This is a genomic window from Pedobacter sp. KH_004 (genome assembly GCF_057840755.1).
Genome location: NZ_CM174519.1, coordinates 1,410,777 through 1,431,599, shown reverse-complemented (window position 1 = coordinate 1,431,599; position 20,823 = coordinate 1,410,777). Strand labels below are relative to the sequence as shown.

Annotated in this window: 13 protein-coding genes; 10 read left to right on the top strand and 3 right to left on the bottom strand. The window is 44.9% G+C overall.

What is annotated here, in order from left to right:
* The first annotated feature begins 107 nt into the window (after window positions 1-107).
* The 6 genes from AC3ITD_RS06155 to AC3ITD_RS06130 all read left to right on the top strand — a co-directional run bounded on the left by AC3ITD_RS06155 (window position 108) and on the right by AC3ITD_RS06130 (window position 10,590).
* The gene (locus AC3ITD_RS06155) at window positions 108-1,334 is read left to right on the top strand and encodes a putative phage abortive infection protein (RefSeq protein WP_489364950.1); all 1,227 of its coding nucleotides are present in this window, start codon (window positions 108-110) and stop codon (window positions 1,332-1,334) included.
* Window positions 1,335-1,627: 293 nt separating this feature from the next.
* On the top strand, window positions 1,628-2,146 hold the full coding sequence (locus AC3ITD_RS06150) for a hypothetical protein (RefSeq protein ID WP_489364948.1): 519 nt from the start codon (window positions 1,628-1,630) through the stop codon (window positions 2,144-2,146).
* Window positions 2,147-2,385: 239 nt separating this feature from the next.
* On the top strand, window positions 2,386-4,080 hold the full coding sequence (locus tag AC3ITD_RS06145; RefSeq protein WP_489364946.1) for an AlbA family DNA-binding domain-containing protein: 1,695 nt from the start codon (window positions 2,386-2,388) through the stop codon (window positions 4,078-4,080).
* Between the two features lie 20 nt (window positions 4,081-4,100).
* Entirely contained in the window at window positions 4,101-4,925 is an 825-nt protein-coding gene (locus tag AC3ITD_RS06140; protein WP_489364944.1) for a hypothetical protein, read from the top strand.
* A 46-nt stretch (window positions 4,926-4,971) separates the two neighbouring features.
* The gene (locus AC3ITD_RS06135) at window positions 4,972-6,363 is read left to right on the top strand and encodes a DUF2971 domain-containing protein (protein WP_489364942.1); all 1,392 of its coding nucleotides are present in this window, start codon (window positions 4,972-4,974) and stop codon (window positions 6,361-6,363) included.
* Window positions 6,364-6,417: 54 nt separating this feature from the next.
* Entirely contained in the window at window positions 6,418-10,590 is a 4,173-nt protein-coding gene (locus tag AC3ITD_RS06130; RefSeq protein WP_489364940.1) for an NACHT domain-containing protein, read from the top strand.
* Between the two features lie 81 nt (window positions 10,591-10,671).
* Here AC3ITD_RS06130 and AC3ITD_RS06125 read toward each other — a convergent pair whose 3' ends face one another.
* From AC3ITD_RS06125 to AC3ITD_RS06115, 3 genes are all read right to left on the bottom strand, one after another.
* Entirely contained in the window at window positions 10,672-11,886 is a 1,215-nt protein-coding gene (locus AC3ITD_RS06125) for a hypothetical protein (protein WP_489364938.1), read from the bottom strand.
* 22 nt (window positions 11,887-11,908) lie between these two features.
* Entirely contained in the window at window positions 11,909-16,612 is a 4,704-nt protein-coding gene (locus AC3ITD_RS06120) for an NACHT domain-containing protein (RefSeq protein ID WP_489364936.1), read from the bottom strand.
* Window positions 16,613-17,042: 430 nt separating this feature from the next.
* Entirely contained in the window at window positions 17,043-17,195 is a 153-nt protein-coding gene (locus tag AC3ITD_RS06115; RefSeq protein WP_489364934.1) for a hypothetical protein, read from the bottom strand.
* Between the two features lie 39 nt (window positions 17,196-17,234).
* Between AC3ITD_RS06115 and AC3ITD_RS06110 the strand changes: the two genes are divergently transcribed.
* The 4 genes from AC3ITD_RS06110 to AC3ITD_RS06095 all read left to right on the top strand — a co-directional run bounded on the left by AC3ITD_RS06110 (window position 17,235) and on the right by AC3ITD_RS06095 (window position 20,328).
* Window positions 17,235-17,660, top strand: a complete 426-nt coding sequence (locus tag AC3ITD_RS06110; protein ID WP_489364932.1) for a hypothetical protein — start codon at window positions 17,235-17,237, stop codon at window positions 17,658-17,660.
* A gap of 647 nt (window positions 17,661-18,307) precedes the next feature.
* On the top strand, window positions 18,308-19,162 hold the full coding sequence (locus AC3ITD_RS06105; RefSeq protein WP_489364930.1) for a hypothetical protein: 855 nt from the start codon (window positions 18,308-18,310) through the stop codon (window positions 19,160-19,162).
* A 581-nt stretch (window positions 19,163-19,743) separates the two neighbouring features.
* Window positions 19,744-19,971, top strand: coding sequence for an Arm DNA-binding domain-containing protein (locus AC3ITD_RS06100; protein WP_489366642.1), 228 nt, complete (start codon window positions 19,744-19,746; stop codon window positions 19,969-19,971).
* A gap of 159 nt (window positions 19,972-20,130) precedes the next feature.
* Entirely contained in the window at window positions 20,131-20,328 is a 198-nt protein-coding gene (locus AC3ITD_RS06095) for a phage integrase SAM-like domain-containing protein (RefSeq protein WP_416338767.1), read from the top strand.
* Window positions 20,329-20,823: the final 495 nt, after the last annotated feature.

Below are 20,823 nucleotides of genomic sequence, written 5' to 3'. Positions count from 1 at the left end.
AAAACCTATCACCGAAATACTTTTTCACAAAAGCCGCTTAAAATGCCAACCAAATGAAAAATCATTAACTTAGCCAGAAAACCGACAAACAAAAACACGACCATTTAATGCACGCTCAAATCTATCTCAACATCCTGCTTCTTGCAATGGCTGCCATTGTACTATTTATACTCGGCAGGTTAAACCAGCTGAACGCCAAATTAGAACAGCACATCAAAAAATCAAGCTCAAAAATGGAAAGGGAAAGCAAATCTAAATGGTACATCTATGTACTGCTCATCTTCGCTTTCCTGGCTGTCATCTTCGCCTTTTGTGCACCGTACCTATACACAGACATCAGTGGGCTGAGTGATACCAAAGATACCGGTGCTATGGGAGATACTGTTGGAGGATTGATGAACCCCTATATTGCCCTGGCCGGAGTTATTTTAACAGGACTTGCATTCTATATGCAATACGAGGCCAACAAACAGCAACGTGCACTTTTTCTGATCGAACAGGAAGAAAATAAGACGGAACTACAAGATCAGATTGACAGACAAAAGGATGAACGTAAGTTACAACAGTTTGAAGCTCAGTTTTACGAAATGATCCGACTCCACCGTGAGAATGTATCCGAAATGAAAATAGAAGGCTACGACTTTACCCAAGATGATATCTTAATGTCGCAGCCAATGATAAAATTTGAAACTTCAACCGAAGGACGAAAAGTATTTATCACTATGAAAACTGAATTTGAAGCAATATTGAGTGCTTATACCAAACTCACCACACTCGATGATGAAGGTTTCAAGGCCTGTTACCATTTGTTTTTCTCAGGAATTGATAAATTTCAAACAAATTATCCCAACCTGCGCCCCTTTGAGATTATCCTAAGATCCGCGCGCCAGGCACATCAATCTCCAACACTAAGTGAGGTTTTTGAAAATTCCGAAAGGAAAGAATTTGTCAAAGGAGTAGTGCTAAAATTTAACTACAAGCCGTTTGCAGGCCATGCCTCTAGATTGGGCCACTATTTTAGACATCTTTACCTCACTGTTAAGTCCGTCGTATTTAGTGATATACTGAAAACTGATGAAGAGAAAATGAGGTACCTGAAAATTCTGAGGGCGCAATTGTCGAACCACGAACAGATCATGTTGTTCTACAACTGGCTAAGCACGTTCGGCGGTGGATGGGAGAACAATGAACATCATTTTTTCACCGAATATAATATGATCCACAACCTCTGGCACGATGAACTGCACCCGGATCCGTTCATCAAATCCAAGGTTGATTTCCTCAGGGAAAAAGCAAAATCTCTAGGTAATGATGATATCTATGAAATAGGCTAAGTTAGCTAAAGCAAATCCAGCAAAGCTAAACTGCTGGATTTGTCTTTCTACTTTTCAATCTGTGTGCCTCCTCGATACTCGCACGGATCGCCTCGATCATCTCTTCCAAAAACTTCGTATAACTTTTTCCCTTGCTGCTGAAATTTAAAGCAGAATAGCTGAGCACGGATTATATACAACCCCCCTTTCACGAAAATTTCAATTTTAGTTATTCACACAGCAACACTTCCGGGTTAAACGAAACCAAAAATCTCCTCTTTATTGCGTAGATTTGATAAATTACCATTCTCAACATGCAAACTTTGAATCCTTATTTCATTCCCGGCATAGCCGCATTCATTTCCCTGGCAGCTGCCGTGATCAGCTATTACAATTTTACGCTGAATAAGACCTTGAACATCAAAAATCAGCTGTTCAACGAAAAACTCAAAAAGTACATTGAGCTCAGCCGGAAGCTTGCCGAATTTATCGAACTACTGGATGTTGCTGGTCCAACACTCAACCAGTCGCAACATGATCCCAGTGTCAAAGAACTGCTATTGGAACAGGCAGCAAAGGCAGATCGCTTGGGCAAGGAGATAGAATACCTGGTGATCGATGCGCATATGCTGGTACCTGAAAAAATCATTAAGCAACTGATGGAATTTGTGACCACCCAGAACATGGGCGGAAGTGATATCTCCGGAACGACAAATGAGCTGTATTGGAAAAACGATGAACTTTTCCGTGAAAAGGCAGAAGCATTAATCCTTGCTTTTCGTGAGGACTTACATGTCGAAAAACTGAGTTTCACGCTTTCAAAATTCAAATAGCACAAAAGACACATGTATATTTCTGCTTCAATATCCGACAAAATTGTCCAAGGACTGATGTTTTCCAGAAAAGTGTTTGTACTAGCGGCATTTTCAATCCTGTTTAGTGGTGTCCCGATATACGCGCTCGCCAAACAAAGTATCTGTTTAGTGATTATGGTTCTTTTTTGTGGCGGGTTCTTCGGCAACCTTTCTATTTGGAAAAAGCACCCTTTGGGCTTTATCTTCGGGTTACAAATATGAATCTAGAAGAAACGCCATTTTACCGCTATTGCTTTAGCACAGAAGAACCAGAAGACAAATACCAACTGGTGATCCGCAAGGATATGTATTCCGATGGAACAATCGTCTATCCGGATAATGACGCGCTGTTCGAAGCTTTTTTTTCCCTTCTCATCAAAGGCAGGAAGGTCGGAGGCAAAGCAGATCCCCTGTTCAGACAACGCAATTGTCTGAACTTTCACTACTTGGAATATACCGGCGATAAGCAGGATTGGCTCAGGTATACCAAACGAAGGTATCTTTCCAGAAAGGAAAACCTGAAGCCCACGCCGCTCCTTGCCGAGATAGACCAAGAGATCATGGAGTGGTTTTCAGAAAAAGAAAAAAAATCCAGCCAGTACGAGGACACCATCCGGATCTACACCACAGCCGATGAGCGCGAGGCGGAACGCATGGAGATCCCCGAGGGTACAAAGTACACCTATATCCCTGAGGCGAAAAGCTTTTCCGAAGCACTCGAGCGGCTCAAAAATCTAGGTGCCCAACAATATTGCGAGTATCTTCAGCGCGAATTCTTCCGAAAATACGCGCAGCTGGACCTGGAGCTCATCTCCGACGAGCTCACCCCAATCAGATCCTTCATTGAGAAGGCAGAAAAACTGTCCCGAAAAGAAGCCTTCGGCAAAGCCGACCAGGATCCCAGCAACGAGTACCTCCGCCTAAAGCACGGCTATTACCTGAACCATATGTGCGATTGGATCTTTGGAGGGCTGCCCTCAATGATATATGGCGAGTATTTTCTGTTCCGAGAATGGCTAGAGGCACAAATGCAGGCCTATGCCCCAAAATCATTTGCCGATTGGTTCCTCGGCGAGACAGCCTGGGCAGAAGTTGCCTGGCAGCGAAATACAGGTAACGGGTACCAGCATAAACAAGACCTGGCCGCCGTATTCCTGAATGCCTACCGTCCCTTGCAGCAAAAGATCCCAAGCTATTTCCAAAAATATAAGCAGATCGACCGCGAATACCTTACATATCAAATCTTCCGGTTCAGGGAACATTTCCCCCTTAAGGGCCGGATCGAGGATATTTCCTATTTCGATGACCTGATCGAAATGCTCATGGATCAATATCCATCCGCTGACAATGCAAAAGAAAAAAGCGGACCTGGGCTGGTCGCAGGGGACAAATCTTTCGCCGTGACCGAACTATACAGACTCGACGATACGGCGATCATTGAAAAGGGCGAAGGGAAATACATCGAATTCAAGTCCACATTTTCCTACGACCTTAGGCAGAACAAAAAATCAGCAGAGGTCGAGCACTCTGCCCTGAAGACCATCGCGGCCTTCCTCAATAGCTACGGTGGGATCCTGCTGATCGGCGTAGAAGACAATAGGAACGTGATCGGAATGGAATCAGAATACAAGCTGCTCAGCAAACCTGACAAGCAGGACCAGTTCTGTACACGCTTTGATGACATTGTATCTAAAAATTTGGGTTCCGGTACTCATAAGGATTTTGACCTAAGTTTCGTGAAAGTTGGTGATAAAGAGGTATGCAGGATCGTTGTCCCATCCCGCGCTGCAGCCCCGGTATTCCTGGTACATAATGGCGACCACCATTTTTACATCAGAAGGCAGGCATCCACTGAAAAGCTCAACATCAGCCAAGTTACCCAGTACATTAACACCCACTGGAAACAATCCTGAACGAATATTAACCGCTAGCGATGAACGAAAAACAGCCCATATCAGACGCCACTAAACAAAGTATGGCAGATATTACCCAACTGACCATTGACCAGGCCTGGAACCAGATCCGGGTGCTGAGAAAGACAGTTGAACAGATCAAGATGGTGCAGGCCTTCTATGAGCAGAACCATATGAGCCCTTCTCAGGCCAACCATTACCTGGGCAGGGTAACAGAATATGCGATACTCATCCACCTGTTATCGGCGGACCTGAGCGTAGCCTACAGGATATATCTGAATGCCAAGACAGGTTACGAGGTGCAATATGCTGGAAGACAGTTAATATTGATCATCAATGAAGGATTTAAGCAGATCTACCACTATGTCTGGCCGGATAAAAAAGAAGGCAATATGGTCACATCCAAACGCAATGATTCCTTCTGGGTAAAGGACATTGGGGGATTGGTGAGATTGATGCTGCCGGGACTGGCTGACCGTTACCAGGAACTGACCGAAAAGCTAAACAGCTATGACGACCCGGAACTTGCAGCAATGACACCGACAAGAAATCTGTTCGTACATTATGATCGCATCACCTCAGATGTAGTCGACGCTATCGAAGCCCTGGACATTGAAGTCCTAAGCCAAAAGGTAATGCCATTTATGCTCATCCTCCAGCAGATGACCAGCTTTTGCATGGAGCTGGTACAGGCCGTGGCCGTTACCAGTGAACAGATGAACGTGGACCTGCACAAAAGGGATAGCGAGAAACTGGCCGCACTGCGCGAGCAGCACAAGGACCGTGCAGACCTGGTGCAGATGATCGACACGCAAAAAGCGTTCATCGATGAGTTCTTGGGATGAAATAAATGACAACCATAAAACAGACTACAGCCGAAAATAAACCAACATGCAAGATCTAGAACGCGAATTCCAGCAGAGACTATCCGATTATTTAAAGCAGCGAGACCTGGACGTCAAATACAAGGTGATTGCTCAGCCCCAATTGCGGCCATACCCACAGCAAGGCAGGCGGCTGGGCAATAGCAATCCAGACTTTCTGATCACCAAAGGCGGCTATCCTTTCATGGTGGTAGAGATCACCGGACGAAACCGGCCGGTTGCAGAATGGCTTTCCAGGTACCGCTTTTCCGTTTCAGACATGCAGGAACTTGGCCTGGACTATTTTGTGGTTACGGATCTGGAAAAGTTCATCCTCATTGAAGGCAGCGAAGGGCAATATATGGAGTCGGAAAATTTCGAGTCTTTCTTTGATGTATTCCAGGAAGCAGATCAAAACGACATCAACCACTACGCCAGGCAGATCATGGATATCATCCGGCAAACTGTCGAACAGCATTACACCCAGCATGAACGTCCGGTGGAGCAGAAACTACAGCTGCTACAGCTATTGGGTGCCGATAGCCGCAGTACTGCCATATCCTATAACCATGAAGGCAGGTTCTTCCATTTTGCCAGCAATGCCGAAGCCGGACTGCATGATTTTGAAAATCTTTTTTTCCAGAACCTGCTTGAAGAGGTACAGGATCAGACGGTCTGTAGGTATACCTCGATGGATACACTTTTCCATACACTTAATGGCAGTTCATTCCGTATGGGTTCTCACCTGGCCATGAACGACCGGGGCGAAATGGATTATGTGGACAAATATGTGGGCGCCTATTACAAGCCAATCGGCTCGATGACCATGACTGAAATGCAACAGATGAACGGCAGTTTCATCTCCAGCTGTACCGAAAGCAGCAATGAGGATGATCTGACCATGTACAGGCTGTACGGGGATGACAGCAAAGGTGTGTGCCTTCGCTTCGCGGTGACCAGCAGCATACAGAACAAATACATGCTGATCCGCAAGATCTCCTATGGAACCTCGCGGACCTTCCATTTTGAACTGGAACTGATCCGGTCCATTATCGCATCCATTTCCGCTACCCTTTCGGCCAGGTTCAAGTTCCTATACCTGGATATCTGGAAGCACTTCTTCAAGAGCTTTGATTATAAGATGGAGCAGGAAGTACGGCTCCTGTATGTGGACAACCAAACTGTTGAACCAAAAAAACGGGATTGGGTTATTGCCCATCCCGACAGGATCATAAGCAAATATGTGCTGTTCGAACTGGGGGATAAAGAATTTCCGCTACAACTGGAGAAAATCATCCTCGGACCTAACCTGCCGGAGAAGGCATTGAACCAGAAACAAATCGAGCTCCTGCTAGAAGAAAAAAAGGTGAAGGGAGTACAGGTTACCCTATCGGAGATTGAGTCCTATAGAAAATCCTAACGGGAGCTAATATCGCAAACAAATGGAGTACCATGCAAACCATCGATAAAATTAATGGCAAAGAAAAAGATAGCAAACGGACCTGATGGCATAATCACCCCACCGGTCGTAGTAAATATTAGCAGTCTCCCCTATGGGCAACTGAGGTGGGACGATTTTGAGCGACTGTGCCTTAGCTTGGCTGCAGCGCAGAACCATATTCAGGAATCGCGTCCCTATGGCAGGCCCGGGGACAGGCAGCACGGTATTGATATCTATGGGGTTTCGTCCAACCAGAGCTACACCACCTACCAATGCAAAAAGGTTAAAAGTTTCACCGCCCGGGATATCGAGGATGCCTTTATCCTGTTTATCAAGGGCGACTGGTATGAAAGGTCAGCCACATTCGTGCTCTGCACCGCGCTGGATCTGACCGGCACCAAACAGTCCGACGCCATTGAGGCAAACCGCGAAAAATTGAAAGCGGATAACAAAAACGTCGAAATATGGGACTCGATCAGGCTCAATTTGATATTAAAGGATCACCCCCAGTTGGTCTATGACTTTTTCGGAAGGGAATGGTTTGCATCATTCATGGGAAACGACCGGCTCTCAGAGGTTATCATACCAAGGCCTATCCCAAAAAAGCAGCAGTATGGCCCACCAGCAATCTACCTTTACAGAACAGTGCGAAAGCTCGATGACGATGTTTTCAGGGGTATGTGGGCGGAACCTGTAGACCTTTTAGAGGTGCTCAAAAAAGATAAGCGTATAGCTCTGCTGGCCTGGGGACAAGACGGGAAAAGCACAGAACTTCAACAGCTTGCACACCTGCTTTCAGCTGAAGATTCCGGATTTCATCCATTTCTGACCACGCTAAAATCACATGACCGTACCCCGATCGAAAGCCTTTTCCCCACCATTGCAGACACACCTCAGGATCAGGCGGTGGTCTTGTTGGATGGTCTGGATGAGGTGCTCAATAAAGACGTCAAAGGGGTAAGCAAACTTATTATGGAATTTGTTGGGGCCTATCCTCAGGCAATGCTGGTCGTATCGTGCAGAACAAATTTCTATGTGACCGATTCCGATAAACAGGGCTTGGAATCCCTTGGCAGCTTCCAGTCATACTCCCTTGACCATCTTGTTCCTGATGTCATCGAAAACTACGTCATCGAAAAACTTGGCAATAGGTCCGGTAACTTTTGGCAGGAAGCCAATTCGGCCGACATATCCTCTTACCTGGTGAAGCCCTATTACCTGGTCCGGCTGACCAGTCAATTCGATGATAATAATCGTTTCAATGCGGGAAAGGCAGAGCTTTTCCGCGAAGAGACCATGGCGCTTTTGCATCTGGACATCAAGCGCATGGGGCTTAAGGAGCCTGAGCCAATTGAGAAAAAGGCTTATGAATTGCTACAGAAAACCGCTTTTGTCATGACTGCCGCCGCCAGGGCAAAACTTACCTCACTGCAAATGAATCAGGTGATCGCTGATCCTGAAGACCGGAAATTGATCGGAGAGTGCGGATCGATCATTTCTTTTGGCGAGGGGGACACCGGGTGGACGTTCAATGCGCAGGGAACCCAGGAATATCTGGCCTCTACCCTGCTGGCCAAACATTCGGTTAGAAGCATCAAAAGAATTGTTTCTTCCACGGCCAACAAAAACAGGGTCGCCAAACATTGGTCAAACGCGCTGCTTTTTCTAGGCAGCATGAAGCTGGAAAACAGAAATAAGAACAAACTATTCCAATGGCTAAAAAGGGACAACATCGAACTGTTGGTACAATTGCAGGTACAGGATATGGCCGAGGCCAGGCGACTGGAAATTTTCAGCCAGATATTGGACTACCACCAAAAACAAGGGATCAGGCTGATGCATGACCGGTTCAAACCGGCCGATATGGCCGGCTTTTCACAAGGCAAATTAGCGCTGAAATTCCTGATGCAAAGGCTAGAAAAAGAGCAGGATGAATCCGCTCTTTTCAATTTGCTGGAGCTCGTTCCTCATTATCATTTCTACAAATTTCCTGAGCTGCGAGCTCCTTATGCGAAGGTTCTGGAAAAACTCATGGAAGCAGAAGAAAAATTTCCATCCTTGCAGTGGCTCCTGTTGACAGCCTATAACAATCTTCAAAAACATTCAGATGGGGATTGCGATAGGATTTTCAATAGATTCTCAACTTCTCCCGATACGAATATACGCTCTTCGCTCTTTTATTTTGTTGTCGAACAAAAGCAGCACGAGCGCTTTTTGAACTACATCCTTCAAGAGGCTTTCAAGTTGGTCAAAGAGGACAACGATATCCGCAACAGGTCAAACAAGCCATTTAGATTGGGAAACGAATTCAGAGAGCTGAACAGGGCCATGGCAGCAGTCTCTACCAGGGATGGGCTGCTAACACTCCTCTCGTTCATGGCCCAAGAGAACAGGCTAGGACAATTTCTGTACAGCACCTATTTCAAAAAGAGTGTGCTTACTGCCTTGGAAAGATCGATTGCATTCGCAGGCGACAAGGAGCTGGATGTGCTGTTCGCTGCGATCTTTCGTCAGCACCACTCGTATATCATTCAACACCAAATGGCTGATATTTTTCTCAGGTATTTTGAAAGAGCAGGAACTACTGGTACAGTATTCCTGGAAATATATAGTCAGGCTGCCGGCCCCCTGGGGGCATTGTCTGCTCCGTTAACCCTTCTTGCTGGAACGAACGAATTGAAGTTTTTAAAAGCGGAAAACCAGTCGGGAGGGATTAGCGAACAGGAAATCTCAACACTGGCCTATTATTTTGAAAAACAGGGCTATAAACTGCTTGATGACTTTCGTACGCTTTTCAACATTCAGCAGCTGGCGGTGACTGCAGGCGTTGATTTCGAAGAGATGAAACGGCAACGGCATGCACGCACCTTAGCCGCGCTATTCGATAAAGAGGTATTTAGAAGTGAGATCATGTTGATTTTTGACGGCATGAAGACCGAGGAGATCAGTAGAAAACATGTTGACAATTACGAGCTGGACTACTATGGAGAAAAATTCCTCGGCGTCTCCAGGGATTTTATTGACATCCATGCACGAGCCAGGGTGAGGCTTGATGAGCTGCTGGAGTACATGGATCAGGTCTGGGAGCTGGGATTCCTCGAACGGATATATGAATGGCTATTGAGACACCCCGATGCTGTTCTCACACCCGAGCAGATCGGAGTGATCAGGGCATGGTGCGATCAGAAGGTGCAGACTTTAGATTTCCGGAACGCAGTTCAGGCGGATGATTACCAAAGTTGGACGATCATTCCGGATGCGATATATCTTTGCTACTTTTTAAGGCGGTTCAATTTCGTGAACTACGCCCAAGATCTGTATCTTGATATGCTCTCTATATCCAGATACCAAGACACCCTGATCGGGATATTTGAATTTGTCGCTATGACTGTCGACAATCAGAGAATCATCGAGCGAACACTGGTAAATCTACAGGAAGGTATCAGTTTTCCGTCCGTGCTGGAAAATCACCTGAACTTCATATCCCAGAATCACCTGGATGTTGCTATACCATACCTGCTGGATTACCTAAAAAATGACCACCTGGGAAACCGGGCCGAAATCCTAAAAATATACCTAGACCTGGGCGGGGCCGTCGAACCGTTGGCAGCAATGCTTCCGAATGTAAACGGGTATTTCTCCGATACCCTTACAGGAACCCTGGTTTCTTCAAGTCCACAACTGATCAGGCCATACCTAATTTCCAGATTTGTGGCCGAAGCAGATGCCAAAATCAAATTGCAGCTTTGCAAATACCTGATTCCCCTGGATCATCTACCAGCACTTAAATTCTACAAGCAGCGGATTGAATCCAGCGGTATTGTCCCTGATACTTCATCCCCGACCAATCCTTTATATCGTATCGCGGCGCCATCAGCGGCATTGACCCTCTTAAAAATGGCAGTTCTCTCTGAAAGACCTTTCATCAAGTATGACCGGATGAGCGACCTGTTCAGCATTAGCATCAGTTCCCTTCGCAACCTTGCGGCTAAGCCGGGCAACTATCCGCATGTTGCCCTAAGGTACCATGCATTCGTGTTCTGGACAAGGATCAAAAACTCATTTTCAAGCGAAAAGACCAGTGAGGAGCTGCTCAGGAGCCTTAGGGAACAATGGGAGTTCATCAGGCATACCCGTGATCATCAGGACGAACAGGGATTAAACCTAGATGCTGCGATTGGTCTTTATCAAAGCAACAGTAAATAGGCCGATACTTTTTGCCTACCGCTGGAATCCAAATGCGTTAGCCTTTGAGCTAACGGCATTTGAATAGCAGACCGCGCGGTTTTACCGCTCATTTACGACCAATTCCCGCTCAGAAAAGTTTTCCAGCCACTCTGCTATCGGGTCGGGGCGGGGCTCCTGGTCACGATTGGTAAAATAACGGACCACGTTTTGCTCCCCTTCAGGATCAAGGCAGGCGCACCAGAGATTGCCTCGTTGATCTAGCACGACTATCGACTCGCATACGGTGTACAGACCTTTAACCGCCCCAGTAATAGTTGTCAGTTCTTCTCCGTCATGGTAACGGTCACCGCTTATGTGCTGAAAATTATCCAGGAAGACGTAAAGATATTTTCCGGTGATACGCTCAATCTCGTTCATATCGATTTCATCAAGGTACCCCCAGTTGATGACCGATTCGTTTTGGTGCCAGTAAGTACCCGAGAAAGTTGTGCTCAATCCATGGTAGCGGTCACAGCCGTCGCCCTCCTCAACCTCTATACACCATGCGTTGTCTTGAAGCCTTCTCCTGAAGATGATTTCGCCGTCCTGCTCGCCGGAGGACCTCAACCTGGCATAAGCAGAATGTGTAGTTAAAATCTGGGCCTTTCCACTTATCATCCCCCTCCTTTTGCCATCGTATATACTCAATGTGAAAAAGAAAGCATCGGAGGAAACCCTGCTGATGTGAAGGTTGCCTCCAACAGCTTTAATCTTGTTTCGCACCTGCCAGTGGCCCCACCAAATTACCTTTTCCTTTGTTCCAACAATATCCTGGCTGTAATACTTCAGTGCGCTTTCGAAGGTATCGACAAGTTGCTTTTTCAGTTTGAGCTTTTCTTCCGGTTTGTTTTCTGCCGCATCGTCGAGTGTATAAGTCAGTATCCGTCTGCCCCTGAGATCAAATGGCAAAGACTCCGGACCTCCGAAAGCAGCGTTTTGAACCAAAATGATCCTGTCCCAGCCCAGGATAGCCGATGCGAATCCCAGTTCGTAAAGGACATTAGGGTTGGGCATCTTGCGGTCTGCAGAATTGGGATTGATGATCGATATATCACAGACGAACACGTCGGACTTGGCGATCTTTCCAGTGATGGATTCCACAATCGATGGACTGCCGGGTATGCCATAGGTGTCCCGGTCAATGACTGCCTCGAGGGAAAATTCTTCCGATCTGGAAACAATTCTTATTGCCTTCTCCAGCGCGTCGGCAATGAAAGAGCGGTTAAGATTTCCGCTGAGGTCCGATTGCCATGAGTAAAAGACGGTATAGTTCATAAAAGAGCTTAATTAAAAATGGTTAACGCAGATCCGGAAGCTGCTGAAATAAGCGCCTGGCCTCTGGCCATCCGGCATCGACGAATACCGCCAGGCAGTCAATCAATTGCTTGCGTCTTGCAGGATCAGCAAAAATGTAACGGTAATCTGCTAGAAATATCCCAACCAGATTCACAAAAAGCTTTGCTCCCATTTGTTCGTATTCATATTTTGCCACTCCAGAAGTCCTGAGCATCGCTTCGCTGATCAGCTCAAAACATTGCTCTGGATCTGCCGCAATGAACCTTTCAAGCACCTGCAAGCAGTCATGTACAGTTTTAGGTGAACCCAATGTGGTCAACTTGGAAATGAGCGGACCATATTCCCGAAGAAAGACGCGCTGCTGCTCTATAGAGAGTGATACGCCCTCACGATGACCTATTGCGAAATAAAACTGCTGGCCGATAGCTGTGAAAATCTTCAATGCAGAGATCTGCTCAGCCGTTGGCTCACGATCAGTTGGCCAGTTAACGATAAATGGTTCCAATACCTCGATCAGTTCCCATAGAAAGGCGATGACATTTTTTCTGCTAAAGGCCAGCTGCTCCTGTCCAGGAGCAAATCCTGCGGCAAAGTAATCCCTTAAACTGAATAGCGCGCTTTGGATAGCAGATTCATTGTCCTTAAAATCTGCTATCCAAAGCTGGAAGATCGCTTTAGAGCCTGAGAGTCCCTTTACCACCGCAAAATAAGCGATGGTAGCAGGAACGGCGCTTTCGCCGCCCATCTTCGAAACTTTTTTCCCTGCAAGCTTTACAAACAAGGGTTCGATGTTCTCTACAGCCGCTGATCGCATACGTGTAAGTTCTCCAGCACCATAACCCAGAACCGAGCTGTTGGATTCTGAGTCTACAAATTTCTCAGCTATCTCCCAAAGGGCGTCACGGTCGGTATCCCAAAGCCCCAGCATGCGGATGATCGCCTGCATGCGAACTGCCGGATGGGGATCGGAAAAAATGATTTCGATGTATCGATCTCTGACCTTTGGCCAAAGGGCGGGAACCTTGGTCATCCCGCCAAGGATCTCAGCGACTTCAACCCTTACCGAGTTTCCGGACCAAACGGCTGCACGCGTAAAATCAGCTTCGGTCTGAACATCGGTTGTTGGGGTGCTGTGTTTGCTTAATGAAATCAGCCTGGCAATAACTGCATCAATCCGTTCGGCAGGTATCCAACCAGCCTTAAACGACTTACCCAAGGCCTTGGCAAGTGTTCCGGCAGTTTCGGTATCCAAGTCACCAGAAATTTGGTCGATTAAACCAATAAACTTTTCCACCTTCGCCCATAACAGTCCCGCCAGCTCTCCATCAGGTTTATCTGCCATTAAATTACGGATAGCTCCGCCCAACCCGGATACGGTATCCTCTACCTCTCTAGCTGCCGCCATCTTTGGCGTCTCATCAGGCAACGCAACAAGTATCTTTCTTTTTTCGGCCGGTTCCGGGTCAATCACTTCTATTTTTTCTTCCAGCGACTTTTTTAAATACTCCTTTGCTGCTGTACTTACCAGATTGGCTTCTCCTATTGCATCAAAAACAGAAGTTATGGTGTGTTTTGAATAATATTCAGAATCTCTGGTGTGGGCAAAGTCGTAGGCCAGAATCTTGGCCTCGGCATCTCGCCGCTGATGCTCACTGACCAGTGGATAGGTGGCCACGATCAATCGGATGGCGGCCTGCCGGGTGTTCATCGAACTGAGCACGACGGTATCGATGGCTGAATTCCACATGACCGTGCCCAATATTTCTGGGCGTTTGGCCCCAATTTCCAGCAGTGCCTTCCAGGCCAGGGCTTTCCCGCTTTCTGCAAGGAGTATATCCGGAGCATCCTTCAGCAGCGATTCATCCGCAGTTTCAGCCCACTGCTGAAAAATCCGGTAAATGTTCTCCTCGCCGTCTCCACCAAAATCATCATCGAACGCCCAAAATGCACTGTGATCCTCTTTAAAAATCCTTTCTCCGTTTCCATAGGAAACCTGGTACTCGACATCCGGGTCAGTCTGCCATCTTCTTTCTTTGACATCTATTGCAGATCCCAGTGCCCTGATGGCTGTTTTTGGTGACTGTTCAAGTAACTTGAGAAAGTCGATACTGAGCGCGTATTCGGCCATATGAAAATCCTGCGCCGCATTGGACCTAAACCCCATGATCCAGCTTGGGCTACCCAGCGTGGTTGCATGTTCGTTGCTAAATTCGCCACCGGCAAAAACCCGGCGGTAAAGTTTGGCTACCAGCTCATCATCATAGGCGGCCAGCGAGAGCGCCTGGTCAGCAAGGGCCGGCACTTCAAAATAACCAAACTTTTTAAAACGTTCATCGGCAAATATCTGCTCTAGCCGCTGTTTGGAACCTTCTGGATCTGATGGGAAGGTTTTAGCTACAAGAGGTATCACACCAGCTGACAACCAATAGATCAATCGGTCGTCTTTGGACATTTCATCGAAAAGTGCCCTGGAAACCTTTCCTAATGCTGACATCGCTGCCGGTGTGAGTGCCGAGTCACCCAGGGTGTAGATGATCACCTTAATGCTCTGAAGCCGGTAAGGTTCGGCGATGTCCGTTATTTCAGAAATCATATTCGCCCAGCTCTCTACTGTGTCATCACCTGCACCATAAGTGCTCAGGGTACCCGCAAGTTGAATGATTGCCTTTTTTTGCCCGGGATCTTCCCCGGACAGTACTTTGGCAAGTTCAGAAAGATCATCGCCAGCCACAACACCCTGAACTGCAATCCTGGCCACTTCGACCCTGATCACCGGATCTGTTTGTTCTGAGGACATCAGCGTTGCCATCAGTTTCCAGTAGTCTGGTGCCGGAAGGTTTTGTTTTAGGTGTTCCAGCCAATATTCAAGTGAAGGAGCAATCAATAGTCCTGCTCCATCGGCCCTTGAAAGTCTTGGGATAGCCTTTGAGGTGTCAGGTTCCAAAATCAGCCTGGAAACAGCAAAATCAAAAAGTATATGGTGCCTAAATGCGATCCTTTTAGCTGGCTCGGTTACCAGCACTCCCCTTGCCTGAACCTGCTGGATCATTGCAGAGGCATCCATCGGCACTTCAGTTTCAGGGAGATCGATGGACCTTTCAGATAAGATAAGATCTACATATTTCTTCAGGGCAACGGTAGCTGGAAGGCCAAGATCACCCAGCCGCTCTTCCCAATACCTGGATAGCAGTTCGGAACGTGTACCTACTTCCGAAAGAGAGGCAGGTGGTACACCGCCGCTGATCAATTCGCCAATGAGCGAAAGGTTAAAGGGATTTTTCGCAAGGGTAGCCATCTTGGTGCCACCGGCAGCAAGGGCTGTTTTCAGCGATGGTGACTTTGCTTCTATTTCTTTGATCTCTGCCTCGCCCAGCAATGTGACATGAACGTGCCGAACAGTGCGGAAGCTCGCTTCCGAAAATACGGGATTGGGCGCAGCTCCCCGGAAGAGCTTTTTCCATTCGACGCCCAGTTTCAGATCGAAGGTTCTTACAGAGGCAACGACCTGCCAGTTAGGAATTAAGGAAACCTCCTCAATCAGCTTCTTATATGTGGACTCCGCGATCCCTCCTCTTGTCGCATCAAGTGCGTCCAGTATCAGGAAGCCTTTGCCTTCAAGCGGAATATTTTTCAGTACTTCAAGTAAAGGGTGTTCAAGTCCAATTTCTTCCTTCAGAACATCAAAATTCGTAACGTTGTTCTCCACCGTTAAGGTCACAACGAACGCATCCTTGGACAATTCTTTTGAAAGGTCATGCATGATACCTGATTTGCCTGATCCCGGATCGCCGGTCAGGGCAAGCGATCCTGTTTTTGCTTCAGCTATTACAATGGCGCTAACAGGGCGGGAAAAACTGATCTCTCCGGAATCGGTGTTGATCTTCGTAAAACGTTCCAGCCGTTTCACCACTTTCTGGCTATGTTGCGTCAATTTAGCCACATCGCTTTGAAAGCTGGGTGGCTCTTTGACCGCAATCTGGCCTTGCAAATAGCGCATAATGGCACCACGTTCGCCACCTGTGCCGTTTTGAGCAGCTTCGACTGCCCATTGCGAAAGCAGTTTAAATAAAGCCGTCTCTTCTCCTGGGGTTTTTACCACTTCGGTCAAGGCGTCGGTAGCTATTTGCTTCTGATTTTGATCAAGGACAGCAACAGCGCATAGCTTTAGGATTTCCTGGGATTTTGCTGGTGTGATTGCTGTACCTTGTTCCGCCAACCAAGAGGCGGCGATTAGTTTTTCAGCCGAATCCAGTGCATTCTTCAGGTTCGACGGCAACGCAGTAGCAGCCCCGGTTCTGTTTCTGGATAAGGCCTCGCTCAGGTCGTTGCGTACGGTAGCAGGAGCATTCTCACTCACCACAAGCACTAACCTGTCCCTGGACAGGTCCATTTCCCTGGTTTTTGAGCCGTCGAGTACTCCCTGGAGATATTGTCTAACAAACTGATCGAAGACAGACCCCAGCTCGCTTGCCGGGTTATCTGATAGTGACAGGCTTGTTTTTGCCTGGAAATATACGAATCCTCTATCAGTGACAACATTAACGTCATCGACTGCAGATGGTGATTCCATAAAAATCTTCAGGGGTTTTCCCGGAAGGTTGTCGCCAAGACGACTTAAAGGACGTTCAGTTAGCAGGAGAGCGGCTGCATAAGCACCGACTTCTGACTGGAAAAGAACGCCCGCTGATGTTCCTCTTCCACTCATAGGCCTAAGATAAATTAAAGTGTTGAACGTTACAAGACAATCGGTTACTCATTTGAAATGACAACTTTAAATGCAGGGTGAGAATTCTGGAATTCTCTGCCAGTGCGATCAAGCAGGCATCAAATCTGGCAGGCCATCACTTTTTCTTTCAGGAAGTTATTCGGCAAAAAAACGAGCCAAAAAAAACGCAAGCCGATCCCTCCGGACTGGCAGCGCTCACTATACTACCTAAATTTATGTTCCCATAGCGGGATTTTATGGCAATCCGGATGATTGCAGAACTTCTACTTTCTCTGACAATATCTTAACGCGATAGCAATATCTTTCCCTACTTGTAATTCTTTTTGACCTATTCACTAACGACCAGCCTCCCCCCGGTCACCTAAGGGACTGGATCGGGATAGAGGTAGCCGCACTATTAACTAACTATTCAATTTTTTAATACCTGATTTTTATCAATCGCATTCTGGAAAGCGTCTTTTTCCTCTTGCCTGGTATGTGTATCATACTTCTCCAGGTAAGCTTTTGGAGTCTCCTTATAACTGTACCAGTCCTGCTGGTTCATTAGTATGGATATGAACATCTTAAAGATGTAAGGGAAATCTATAATGATCTGTCTAGTTTGAATCCACACGATTGGAAATATTTTAAACCAATCTTCGCTCAGTTAACTGACGAAGTGCTACAAAGTTATGAAGATCACAAATTTCTCTCATCACAGAATGAGGCTATTTTTTTTGGTTGGCTTACGCAATTCAATAGCCCTTTGAGAATTGTAATTGGATATGAAGGCTTCAAAAATGAATCTTCTTTTCTTGAAAAGTCCTACGCATATCTGCTAACTAAAGTTAAAGCCGATAGCTTTGGCCCTTTCAACGTACCGGATTTGATTATATGTGGAGAATCGTATATCGTCAAATTAAATGGAAGCCATATTCACCCTTTTTTCAATAATGGAAAAATGGAGTTTTTTGGGACAAATACCGGACACACCATAGAGATTCTTTGCGAAACTATTGTCATGAATTTCAAGGATTACTCCAATTGATTTTTCAGAAGATAAGGATTGTGAGTTACTAAGTTATTTTATGAATACTCAATTTATAAGTGAAGGTCCGATCCAAGGCTGGGCTTATATGATGAATGAACTGGATGACTCTGAACTTAATCAGCGAAATGAATTGCAGCCTTGGAAACCATTGGGACTCTCCTAACCTATATTTGCATGTTTAAAGTCCTTCTGACATGTAACATCCCAATAAACTTTTTCAACACCGACCAAGACCTTTTATTTGAATTCCTAGACACACATTAACTGCAGGACTGGTGAAGAATTTACATTAATTAACCCGACAATTGAAGATAGGAGAGTATGAGGGTAGTCAACGTTTTGTTGGTGAAAATGAAGATTGATATTTCGATTATGGGGAGCTGTATATAGAAATAAGCCAAGTGGTGACTTGTTGTGATGAAAATGGGGGCCTTTAGTTTGGATACCGGGAATTATGCTGTTCTTTAACTAAATGCTTTCTTTCACTGAAGTATTTACTAGAATATTTTATGATTACAACATATTCTTTATTCTAATATCTTTGCAAAATAAAGAAAAGAGATCAACTTAAACCATATATTACTTGTAATTGGCTCTCTACCTAATTTGGTCTAACATTTTAAACCCCTAGACTGTGAATTCATATGCAAAACGATATTGTAAGGAATAAATTATCGAAGAAGATAGGGGCATTAAGTCTTGATAAAGATGACTTGAGAAAGCTTTTGGATATTCTTCAACAGCGGGCCAAAACTGCCAGCGAAATTGAGTATAAGCGGTTTGAAGAAAAACAAGTTGAAAATTTAGAACAGGTGAAACATAACGTGGAGATATGCGCTACGTTAAAAATCACCGTAGTTGGTTTTAAAAGCGAGGAATTATTTGGAACTATTGAAGATGTATTTGGCTCTGTTTCTTTTCCAGACAGCGTAAAAACCATTTACGTGAACAGTGATGTTGTTTACCGAGCCAATTTCAACTACTACCCGAGTAATCATTTTCAATTATACATCGATTTTTCAAAACCTAAAGTCTTTGATTTTTCCTTTCAACCAAGCGACCGAACACCAAACGACTCAGAGTTTATTGTCCAGGGAGACGATAGCATGTGGGTAAATGGGGTATTCCACGAAATTGATGCATTTGTAAAAGACCGGCCATCTAAGGCCCCAAAAATTCATCGAGGAAGTGTGTATGACATTTTGGTTTGGCTGGTTGGACTTCCATTAGGTTTTTATGTCTGCAATAAGTACCAACAGTCGCCCTTTTTGGCTTCTCAGGAAAGCTCATTTTTGAATAACCTGGCAATGACGTATTTTTTCTTCTTAAGCTTATTCCTGTTAAGAGTCTTATTCCATTATTTCAGGTGGGTATACCCAATGATTGAATATAAAAGCAAAAGGGATCAGTCTGCAGTTCATCAAGCTGCCGTGTTGTCCATAACTTTAGGTATCCTTGGAAAAGTCTTGTATGATGTTTTTCAAAATATCCTTAGGTAATTTGAGCGTGGCGCAGGAATGATTTTTCCTCTATAAATCAAACTTTTCCCTCCTCATAACGCACCCAAACGAAGCTAAAGGAACAACACAATTACCTATGTTGGATTTAGAATTAAAATTAGAACTAAATCCAATTCGGAACCTATTGCCAGTTCGGAACCGAACAGTGATTAGTAAATTAAATCATTTTTAATTGTTAAAGAAAATGATTATATTCACATATAGCAATTGCAGTTAAAAACGTACAAATTAAATGGTGAGCGATTAGGTGAGTCTAATTTTAAACCGCATAAAATACTATTTAAACGCTGGTTTTAGCACTAGGTGCAAATCCCAGCGGGATCACGAAAGACGCAAGAGATTGCGTCTTTTTTGTTTAAAAGACCTTTTAAACGACGATTCGCGAAAAAATAATAGGTAATTTCTAACCATAATAATAATCCAATACAAATGGTTCCCAAATGTATTCGGTAAATTTGGGCACCAGTTATCGAGAATACCTTAAATAACATTTGACGGACAATCTGAAAACAACATGTTTACCAAAAGATTGAGAAACGAAAAGTAACTTCACCCTAAAAATCCTGTTCTGGCAGCGCAAATCAAAAGCGGATTTAAAAGATTATGCCCCTATCATTTGTAGAATTTCTATTGATGGCAAGGGCGCTGAGTTTTCTACTGGTCAAAAAGTCCATATTAACAATTGGAACATCGAACTTAAAAAGGTCATCAGATCAGAAAATGCTAAGAAAATCAATTCCGAACTCATTCGTATATCCAGTGTCTTGGAAGTCAACTTCGCATTTTAAAAACAAAGTATGAATTTATCACTCCAACAATGCTAAAAAATTCATAACATCAAGATTGAAAGCAAAGGACAAATCAAATCGCAGACTCTGAACAAGGTTCCTTCATTATTGGAATTAGTCGATTCATATTAAGGTATTTGAAAGGTAATTGAAAAGGCTTTGAGGTCAAAGGAAACGCTAAAACAATGGAACGCCACTGGGAAGAAGATTGCAAAATTCCTGAAAGAGAAATTAAAGATAGACGATATTGACTTATCAGATATTGAATATTGCTTTGCTCAAAAATTCTATAACTACCTCGTTCTAGACAGATTTTCCCTATCAAAGATGCTGCAATCAAGCAGATTAAAAACCTAAAACAGTTATTAAATACAGCTGAAGCAAATCAATGGATATTAAAAAATCCTATTGAAAAATTCAAGTGTGGTTCGGAAGATCCAGAAATAATACATCTTGAAATCTCTGAGGTTGAAAAGATATGGCGTAAGAAACTTACAATTGATTGTCTAGCAAAGGTCAGAGACGCATTCATTTTCCAATGCTTCACGGGTTTGAGCATCCCTTACGAAAAACAGGGGAAGCCTAGGTGATTAAGGACGCAGAAAGGCAAACTTAATGTACGCCAATTTTATTCGCCACCTGTTACATCCATTCAAATAACGTGATTTTTTTTTCCGGCTTTGCTTCTACAATAACTTTTCGATTTTCAACAACAGCAATTTCTTGCTGATGCGACAGTAGTTCTTCCTAACAAATCTTATTTCAGCATCCGGGTCTAGCATCTGATTTGCCGCTAGCCTTAAGTTTGCATCGACACTAAATCTATAACCTTCAGATCAATAAATATTTAAT